This is a genomic window from Phenylobacterium sp., from assembly GCF_016124325.1.
In the GTDB taxonomy this organism is placed as follows: Bacteria; Pseudomonadota; Alphaproteobacteria; order Caulobacterales; family Caulobacteraceae; genus Phenylobacterium.
The window spans coordinates 20846-29092 of sequence record NZ_WGNY01000056.1 but is presented as its reverse complement, the minus strand read 5'-3'; the positions used below and the strand labels follow the sequence as shown (position 1 = coordinate 29092).

At 70.0% G+C, this 8247-nt stretch carries 7 protein-coding genes; 2 read left to right on the top strand and 5 right to left on the bottom strand.

The annotated features are described in order from the left end of the window. Positions 1 to 541 precede the first annotated feature (541 nt). Positions 542 to 985 carry an Rrf2 family transcriptional regulator gene (locus GC203_RS23595; RefSeq protein WP_293459418.1) on the top strand — a complete coding sequence of 148 codons (444 nt, stop codon included), beginning with the start codon at positions 542 to 544 and terminating at the stop codon, positions 983 to 985. Between the two features lies 1 nt (position 986). On the opposite strand, the gene GC203_RS23590 is transcribed toward GC203_RS23595, so the two are convergent. From GC203_RS23590 to GC203_RS23575, 4 genes are all read right to left on the bottom strand, one after another. Beyond that, positions 987 to 1460, bottom strand: coding sequence for a hypothetical protein (locus tag GC203_RS23590; protein WP_293459416.1), 474 nt, complete (start codon positions 1458 to 1460; stop codon positions 987 to 989). Next, positions 1457 to 2221 (bottom strand): hypothetical protein, encoded by a 765-nt coding sequence (locus tag GC203_RS23585; RefSeq protein ID WP_293459414.1) that lies wholly within the window; start codon positions 2219 to 2221, stop codon positions 1457 to 1459. The genes GC203_RS23590 and GC203_RS23585 overlap by 4 nt, the downstream gene beginning before the upstream one ends. Positions 2222 to 2250: 29 nt before the next feature. After that, complete coding sequence (locus GC203_RS23580; RefSeq protein ID WP_293459413.1) at positions 2251 to 2679, bottom strand: CBS domain-containing protein; 429 nt, start codon at positions 2677 to 2679, stop codon at positions 2251 to 2253. Positions 2680 to 2785: 106 nt separating this feature from the next. Further along, positions 2786 to 3490 carry a rhomboid family intramembrane serine protease gene (locus tag GC203_RS23575; protein ID WP_293459411.1) on the bottom strand — a complete coding sequence of 235 codons (705 nt, stop codon included), beginning with the start codon at positions 3488 to 3490 and terminating at the stop codon, positions 2786 to 2788. 118 nt (positions 3491 to 3608) lie between these two features. On the opposite strand from GC203_RS23575, the gene GC203_RS23570 reads away from it, so the two are divergent. Beyond that, entirely contained in the window at positions 3609 to 6500 is a 2892-nt protein-coding gene (locus GC203_RS23570) for a M16 family metallopeptidase (RefSeq protein WP_293459409.1), read from the top strand. Here the strand turns inward: GC203_RS23570 and GC203_RS23565 are convergent. Continuing rightward, positions 6473 to 8125 (bottom strand): choline dehydrogenase, encoded by a 1653-nt coding sequence (locus GC203_RS23565; protein WP_293459408.1) that lies wholly within the window; start codon positions 8123 to 8125, stop codon positions 6473 to 6475. The two genes, GC203_RS23570 and GC203_RS23565, sit on opposite strands and share 28 nt — an antisense overlap. Between the last annotated feature and the right edge of the window lie 122 nt (positions 8126 to 8247).

Below are 8247 nucleotides of genomic sequence, written 5' to 3'. Positions count from 1 at the left end.
GGTTAGCTCTATCGCCAGGACGCCGCCGCCTGCGTTTCTCTTTCCAAATCAACGATGTCAAAGACCCGACCGGATCGCTCCGGACCCCGCTGTTTAGCGCCGGCGGGCGGCGGAGGCGGCTATCTATTGACCGGCCTCTTTCGTGTCAATCGGTCTTTTCAGACTTTTTTGCGGAGCTCCGTTTCACCGGAATTTGGCCGCAAAAACCGCCGCGGGCCGCCGAGGGGTTGCCCTCAAAGTCCGTGACGATTCGATTGAGGCTCGGGAACATACTCATCTTGAACCGAAAAGCAAGCGCCTTGTGGCGTTCGTTTTCGCTTCGGTTTGTGTCCGCCCCGAGCGGAGGCGGCTATCTAGTTGGCGCCGGATAGCGCGTCAACCGGCTGTCACCGAAAATCTCATAAACCGTCGGAATGTCGCGGGCGCACGGAGCGCCCTCGCCCCTGGGCCGGGAATCCCGGGCTGCCGCCTCGCGCGAGGCGGGCGTCGCCTTGCGCCTCCGTCATGCGCCCGTCACAACTTACGGCGGGAGGCGCGCCGAATGCTGTCGCAGAAGGCCAGGTACGGGCTGCGGGCCCTGGTCGAGCTCGCCCGCGCGGACGGCGCGCAGGTGAGCGCCGGCGAGCTGGCGCAGCGGGCCGACGCGCCGCGCAAGTTCCTCGAAGCGATTCTGCTGGAGCTGGCCCGCAACCAGATCGTGGTCAGCCGGCGCGGCAAGTACGGCGGCTATGTCCTGGCCCGCCCCGCCGCCGAGATCGCCTTCGCCGAGATCATCCGCGTCATCGAGGGCCCGCTGGCGCTCGCCCCCTGCGTCTCGCCGCGGCTGGGCTTCCGCAAGTGCCCGGATTGCCAGGATCTCGCGACGTGCGTCCTGCGCGAGGCCCTGGCGCGGGCCCGCGACGCCACCGCCGAGGTGCTGGAAGGCTACACCCTGGCCGACGCCGCCGACGCCGCCGGCTCCGAACCGCTGGGGAACGCCCTCTAGGCTAGTCGCAGGTTCTCGACAGCGGCTTCAGCGGAAAGCCCTGGTCCTGGATAGGATCGAGCTGCGCCCTGGTTTGAGCGATCCTGGCTCCCGACGGCATCAGATACACGCGATGATCCGGCTCGAGCTGCAGGCGTACGGGATAGCCCCGACTGTAGTCCGGCTCCGCATCGTCGGCCGTGCGCCACGGATAATTGACCCCCATCTTCGGGAACTCGTAGCGATACCTACAACCGCCCGACAACACGTCGAACGCCCAGCCATTGCCGTAGGCCACGACGCGCTGCGTCATCTCGCCCGGCGCCAACTCAATCCTCTGCGCCCCCTCGCCAGCCGCACGCTCGACCACGGTCACTGGCGCTCCCATGTTGTTCAGGATGCGCGCGTTCGGCAGCTCATCGCAGGCCGACAATGCAAGCGCGCCCCCGACCGCCAACACGGCGCAGGTCTCCCGCGCCCTCGCGAACGCCGTCATCGACCGCGCCTCGGCGGCCACGGCCGAGGCGGGTCCATCTGGGGCCCGCGCTCGTTCCAGTTCGAAGGTCCGTGTCCCGTGATGCCGCCGTCGGGGTCTCGCTCGCGGCGCAGCGCCGACAGCAAGAGCCCCGCAGCATTCGACGGCAGATACAACGGACCCAACTGCTGACCCTGGATCGTGTGCGCGCGCTCGTGCGCCATGTAGCGCTCATCGCCCCGCTCATAGGGGTCATCGCTGTAGGTTATCGTATTGCCGATGGTGATCGCGCCGATCCCGCCCGCCGGATTGTTCAGGAACTCCACGGCATTGTGGCCTACTCGGATTCTTGGAACCGGCCGCCCCGGGCGGAAACGATTCACCTGGCCGGCCAGATGACCCAGCGTCCCATAGGCGAGGCCCAGGATGGTGTTGGGCGCATTCCAGGCCTTTCCGGCAAGATCGCCCAACAATCTGGCGTTCTCCGCGATCCGATCCCGAGCGGCCTCGCCGACGGGTGACGCGAGCGCCCCGCCACGATTCGCCGCCTCCGAATCTCGCCCCGCCATTCCGGCCTCCGCCTGAAAGATCGAGCTTCGACCATGCTCCAAAGCGAAGCCGACGCCAAGAACAAAATCGGAACATCTACGGCGCGACGAAACCGGGCGGGGATGGGCTTCGCGTCCCGTCCCCGCCCTTTCAGCCGACGCACCGCCGGCTTTCGGCCCTCCGGTCAGGGAGGGTAGCTCCAAATCGAACGTCCGCGCGCGATCCGGCCGCAAGGCCGGCCTCCGCGCCTGCGGATCGCGCCCTAGCTGGCCGCGATATAGGCCTTGAGGCCGTCGGCCTCGGCCTCGACCTCCGAGATCTTCCACTTCACCAGGTCGCCGATCGAGACGATGCCCACCAGCCGGTTCGACTTGCACACCGGCAGGTGGCGGATGCGCCGGTCGGTCATCCGGGTCAGCAGCGAATCGATCGTCTCTCCGGGCTCGGCGAAGAGCACGTTGGCGGTCATGAAGTCGGATACGGGCCGCTTGAGCGCCTCGGGGCCTTCCCTCGCCACCGCGCGGACGATGTCCCGCTCGGAAACGATGCCGACGACCTGCTCGGCGTCCAGCACGACCAGCGCGCCGACCTTCCTGGAATGGAGCAGTTCGGCGACGGCGCCGACGACCTCCCCGGGCGTGATCGTGAAGACCGTATCGCCCTTCGTGCGGAGAATCTGTGAGACCAGCATGGGGCCCCCTGTTCTCGTCTATGGGAGAACACCGTTGCGCAAAATCGCCGGCATGACAATCCGCGCGCACGTCACGCGCGCGTGATTACAGCCTAGCTTCAAGGGTTTAGCGGCGCGCGGCCAGCCAGCCGAACGGGCCGATCAGCAGCACCCCTGCGGCGAAGCCCGCCAGGTGCGCCTCCCAGCCGATCTGGGCGCCGCCCGCCCCGGGAATCAGCGTCCCGCCGGCGAAGGCCATGATCACGTTCACCAGCAGCCAGGCCGCCCCCATGGTCACCACCGCCCGCGAGAACATCGGCCCCGGCCGCCCCTGCCCGCCGATCAGCCGCGCGGCCGCGCCCATCAGGCCCGAGGCCGCGCCCGAGGCGCCCACCAGGGCGGCTTCCTGTCCCCAGTGCAGCGCGGCGAACCCCAGGCCGGCGAGGATTCCGCAGGCCAGGTAGAAGGCGAAGAAGCCGATGACGCCCACCGGGCGCTGCCCGAAGAACCGGGCCACCGGCGCCCCGAACGCCAGGATGAAGGCCGCGTTCATCAGGGCGTGCGCCCAGTTGCCGTGCACGAACAGCGAGGTGACCAGCCGCTCGGGATGGCCGTGCAGCATCAGGGCCGGCGAGAAGGCGAAGGCCTCGGCCGCCTTCTCCAGCGGGAACCGGCTCTGGACGAAATAGGCGGCGACGATGCTGACCGTCAGCGCCACCACCGGCCACGGCGCGTTGACGGCGGGTTCGTGTGGCGGGCGATAGCCGGGCTCCCCCGGGCCGGGGGAGCGGCGGCCCCACGGCGCGGGCGCTTCGAAGCGGGAGATGTTCATAGGCCCCATTTAGGCCGTGTCGCACGGTCGCGCGAGCATGGCCACTTTCGCGCCTTGCCCCGGCCATCCGCCTCGCGGATTGTGCGCGCCCTTCATGCAGATCCCCCAGGCCAGGCTGATGATCCGACTTCCCGGCGCAGGCGCCGCCCTCGTCGCAGCGCTCGCGCTCGCTATCGCGCCGCCAGCCGCCGCCGCGTCGCCCGCGCCCGCGGCGGCGAAGCTCGCGCCAGGGGCCTGGCCGCAGTCGGAATCGGATCTGCGCGCCGATCCCGCCATCCGATTCGGCGCCCTGCCCAACGGCATGCGCTACGCCATCCGCCGCCAGCAGGTCCCCGCCGGCCAGGCGGCGCTGCGCCTGTGGATCGGCGCCGGCTCGATGATGGAGACCGATTCCCAGCAGGGCCTCGCCCACTTCCTCGAGCACATGGCCTTCAACGGCTCGAAGGAGATCAAGGAAGGCGAGATGGTGAAGATCCTCGAGCGCCTGGGCCTGGCGTTCGGCGCCGACACCAACGCCTCCACAGGCTTCTCCCAGACCGTCTACAAGCTCGACCTGCCGCGCACCGACGACGAAACGCTGGACACCGCGCTCAAGGTGCTCCGCGAGACCGCCTTCGACCTCACCATCGCCCCCGACGCCGTCGACCGCGAGCGCGGGGTGGTCCTGTCGGAGGAACGGCTGCGCGACACCCCCGGCTACCGCGCGGTGGTCGAACGGCTGAAGTTCCTGCTCAAGGGCCAGCGCCTGCCGCAACGGCTGCCGATCGGCCAGGTCGAGGTGCTGAAGACGGCCCCGGCCAGCCGCATCGCCGACTTCTACCATCACTGGTACCGGCCCGAACGCGCCGTGCTGGTCGCCGTGGGCGACTTCGACGTCGACGCCATGGAGGCGAAGATCCGCGCCGGCTTCGGCGGCTGGACCGACGCGGCGCCCGCCCTGCCCGACCCGCCGCAGGGCCCCGTCGCCCCCCGCGGCGCGCAGGCCCGGCTGTTCGTCGACCCCGGCGTGAACCAGTCGCTGCAGATCGCCTGGGTCGGCCCGCCCGACCTCGCGCCCGACACCCGCGCCAAGCGTCGCCAGGACATGATCGAGACCCTGGGCCTGTCGGTGCTGAACCGCCGCTACTCGGCGATCGCGCGCGCCTCCGATCCGCCGTTCCTCTCCGCCGGCGCCTTCAAGGGCGATCAGGACGACGCCGCGGAAGTCGCCACCATCTCGGTCAACGCCGAGCCCGGCCATTGGCGCCAAGCCATGCAGGCGGCCGAGCGCGAGCAGCGCCGCCTCGTCCAGTACGGCGTGCGCCAGGACGAACTCGACCGCGAGATCGAGGAGGTGCGCGCGGGCCTCAAGGCCGAAGCCGCCGGCGCGGCCACCCGCCGGCCGGCGGAACTGGCCGGCGAGATCCTGCAGTCGCTGCCCGACGACACCGTCGTGACCTCGCCCGACGACGACCTCGCCGAGTTCGAGGCCGCCGTGAAGGGCCTGACCGCCGAGACGGTCAACGCGGCCCTGAAGCACGTCTTCCAGGGCCAGGGCCCGCTGGTCTTCATGACCTCGCCCAAGCCCATCGAGGGCGGCGAGGCGACCGTGCTGGCGGCCCTGAACACCTCGCTTCAGGTAGCCGTCACCCCACCCGTCCAGCCCAGCCAGGTGGCCTGGCCCTACGCCAGCTTCGGCGCGCCGGGCAAGGTGGCCGAACGGCGCGAGATCAAGGACCTGGGGACCACCTTCGTCCGCTTCGCGAACGGCGTGCGACTGACCGTGAAGCCGACGGCCTTCCAGGACGACGAGGTGCTGGTGCGGGTGAACATCGGCGACGGCATGCTGGGCCTGCCGGCCGACCGCCAGAGCCCCTACTGGGCCACCAACGCCCTGATCGAGGGCGGCCTGCGGAAGATCGGCGTGGAGGATATGGAGCGCGTCCTGGCGTCCAAGGTCTACGGCGCCCGCTTCAGCCTCACGGACGACAGTTTCGCGCTCACCGGGGCCACCCGCACGGGCGACCTGCCCACCCAGCTTCAGGTGCTCGCCGCCTATCTCACCGAGCCCGCCTGGCGCGACGCCGCGTTCCTGCGGCTCAAGGCGGCGGTCAAGACGTTCCGCGACCAATATGATTCGACCGACGGCGGGGTCCTGGCGCGCGACCTGGCCGGCATCATCCACGATGGCGACCGCCGCTGGACCTTCCCCGCCGCCGCCGACATCGCCGACGCCAGCCTCTCCGACGTGCAGGCCGGGGTGACGCCGCAGCTACGCGACGGGCCGGTCGAGGTGGTGATCGTCGGCGACATCACGGTGGACCAGGCCATCGCCGAGACCGCCGCCACCTTCGGCGCCCTGCCCCCGCGGCCCGCGCCCGGCCCGGTCGAGACCGCCGAGGCGACCGTGAGCTATCCCCAGGCCAACGCCCAGCCGCTGGTCCTGACCCACAAGGGCCGCGCCGACCAGGCGATCGGCTACATCGGCTGGCGGACCACCGACTACTGGGAGGACCCGCAGAAGGCCCGCGACGTCGCGGTGCTGCGCGAAATCATGGAACTGCGCCTGATCGAGGACCTGCGCGAGGGCCAGGGCGTCACCTATTCCCCGCAGGTGACCTCGCAGCACAGTCTGGTGTGGAAGGGCTGGGGCTATATCGCCGCAACCGTCGAAGCGCCGCCGGACAAGCTCGCCGACTTCTTCGCCGACGCCCAGAAGATCGCCGCCGACCTGCGCGAGCACGAGGTCACCGCGGACGAACTCACCCGCGCCAAGCGGCCTCGAATCGACGGCCTGGAGAAGGCGCGGCTCACCAACAGCTACTGGCTCGACCAGCTCTCGGACGCCCAGGCCGATCCGCGCCGCCTCGACGTGATCCGTGAGATCATCCCCGGCACCCAGAAGGTCACGGCCGCCGACGTCATGCGCGCCGCCCGCGCCTGGCTGAAGCCCGACGCGGCGTTCAAGCTGACCGTGGAGCCGACCGCCGTCGTCGCGGCCGATCAGGCCGCGGCGCGATCGGCCTCGTAGACGGGGGCGTCGTCGGCCGGCAGGGCCGCCTTGCCCCGGATCGCGTCCGACACCTTCTCGGCGATCATGATCGTGGGCGCGTTGGTGTTGCCGCCCACCAGCGTGGGCATCACCGAGGCGTCGATGACCCGCAGGCCCGAGAGGCCCTGCACGCGGCACTGACCGTCGACCACCGCCATGGGATCGCCGTCGGCGCCCATCCGGCAGGTGCCGACCGGGTGGTAGATCGTCTCGGCCGAGCGGCGGATCCAGGCGTCGATGTCGGCGTCGCTCTGCACGTCCATGCCGGGGGCGTACTCGCCTTTGACATAGGGCCTGAGCGCGGCCTGGGCGGCCACCTCGCGCATCATCCTCACGCCCTGGCGCAGCGCGCGGCGGTCCTCCTCGGCCGAGAGGTAGTTGGCGAAGATCGCCGGGTCGGCCAGGGGATCGGCGCTGCGCAGCCCCACCCGGCCCCGGCTCTCCGGCCGCAGCTGGCAGACGTGGAAGGTGAAGCCGTCCCGCTGCACCTGCACCTTGCCGTGGTCCTGCATGATGGCCAGCACGGTGTGGACCTGCAGGTCGGGCCGGTCGAGATCGGGCCGCGAGCGCAGGAAGGCGCCCGATTCCAGCATGTTCTGCGCGCCCAGGCCCTTGCGGCTGAACAGGTACTCCAGGCCGATGGTCAGGGTCTTGAAGCCCTTGCGCAGCGAATAGATCGTGATCGGCTCGGGGCACTCCCACGACATGCAGACGTCGAGGTGGTCCTGAAGGTTGGCGCCCACGCCCTTCAGTTCGTGGACCGTCTTGATCCCGTGCTTGGCCAGCTCGTCGCCGGCCCCGATCCCCGAGAGCTGCAGGATCTGCGGCGACTGCACCGCCCCGGCCGAGAGGATCACCTCGGCGTCGGCGTAGACGGTCCTGGCGCCTTCCTTCTCCTGGACGATCTCGACGCCCACGGCCTTGCCGTTCTCCACCAGGATCTTGGTGGTCCGCGCGCCGGTCAGGCAGGTGAGGTTGGGCCGCTCCAGCGCCGGGTAGAGATAGGCCCGCGCCGCGCTCCACCGTTCGCCCTTGTGGATGGTCAGCTGGTACGGGCCCCAACCCTCCTGCTGGTAGCCGTTGAAGTCCTTGGTGACCGGGAAGCCCGCCTGGGCGCCGGCCTCGATGGCGGCGCGGTAGATCGGGTTCGGCGAATGGGCCTTGGAGACGTGCAGCGGCCCCTCGCCGCCGTGCCACTGGTCGCCACCGCCCTCCAGGCTCTCCGCGCGCTTGAAGTAGGGCAGCACGTCGGCGTAGCCCCAGCCGCCCAGGCCCATCTGCCGCCACTGGTCGTAATCGCGCGCGTGGCCGCGGATGTAGATCATGCCGTTGATCGACGACGAGCCGCCCCAGCCCTTGCCGCGCGGCCACCAGAGCTTGCGGTTGTCGAGGTTGGGTTCGGCCTCGGTCCAGAAGCCCCAGTTGAAGGGGCCCTGCTTGCCGATCAGCCCGCCGACGCCGGCGGGCATGGTGACCATCAGCGACTTGTCCTTGCCGCCGGCCTCCAGCAGCAGGACCTTGGTCTTGCCGTCCTCGCTGAGACGGTTGGCCAGCACGCACCCGGCCGAGCCGGCGCCGATGATGATGTAGTCGTAGCGGTCCACCTTGGCCGCCCTCCCCTGGGCATTGTTGAGTTGCGGACCAAACTGTCAAAGCGCGGGGACCGAAACAAGGCTGCGCCGATGAAAAAGTGACACCGGCGTCACCTTCCGCCGCGGGAGGCCTA